At 47.8% G+C, this 467-nt stretch carries 3 tRNA genes; all 3 read right to left on the bottom strand.

Annotated elements, in window-relative coordinates:
• Window positions 1-130: 130 nt before the first annotated feature.
• Window positions 131-207 (bottom strand) — tRNA-Ile (locus tag O2Q26_RS19000).
• A 17-nt stretch (window positions 208-224) separates the two neighbouring features.
• A tRNA-Gly gene (locus tag O2Q26_RS18995) sits at window positions 225-298 on the bottom strand.
• A 43-nt stretch (window positions 299-341) separates the two neighbouring features.
• Window positions 342-418: transfer RNA gene (locus O2Q26_RS18990), tRNA-Pro, on the bottom strand.
• Between the last annotated feature and the right edge of the window lie 49 nt (window positions 419-467).

Genomic DNA, 467 nt, shown 5'->3' with positions numbered 1-467 from the left:
AACTCTCCATAAAAGTTAGTTTGACTTGCTCATTTGCACACCGAATGTGCTTGTTTTACTTCCTTCTTTAGTAGAAAGAAGACTTGACGTACTGGTTGGTTCGTTCAGTTTTCAAAGATCAAATGTTCAATGGTGGGCCTGAGTGGACTCGAACCACCGACCTCACGCTTATCAGGCGTGCGCTCTAACCAGCTGAGCTACAGGCCCCAATGGTAAAGTTTTTTTGGAGCGGGTGAAGGGAATCGAACCCTCATCATCAGCTTGGAAGGCTGAGGTTTTACCACTAAACTACACCCGCGTTATATATGGAAGTTTTATGTTTGCTAGAGTTAGAACATCGATGGTCGGGAAGACAGGATTCGAACCTGCGACCCCTTGGTCCCAAACCAAGTGCTCTACCAAGCTGAGCTACTTCCCGTAAGTAATGGCGCGCCCGAGAGGAGTCGAACCCCTAACCTTCTGATCCG

It is taken from the genome of Halobacillus campisalis (genome assembly GCF_030345335.1).
In the GTDB taxonomy this organism is placed as follows: Bacteria; Bacillota; Bacilli; order Bacillales; family Halobacillaceae; genus Halobacillus_A; species Halobacillus_A campisalis.
Note: the sequence above shows the minus strand (reverse complement) of the source record. Positions and strands in the feature narration are given on the sequence as shown.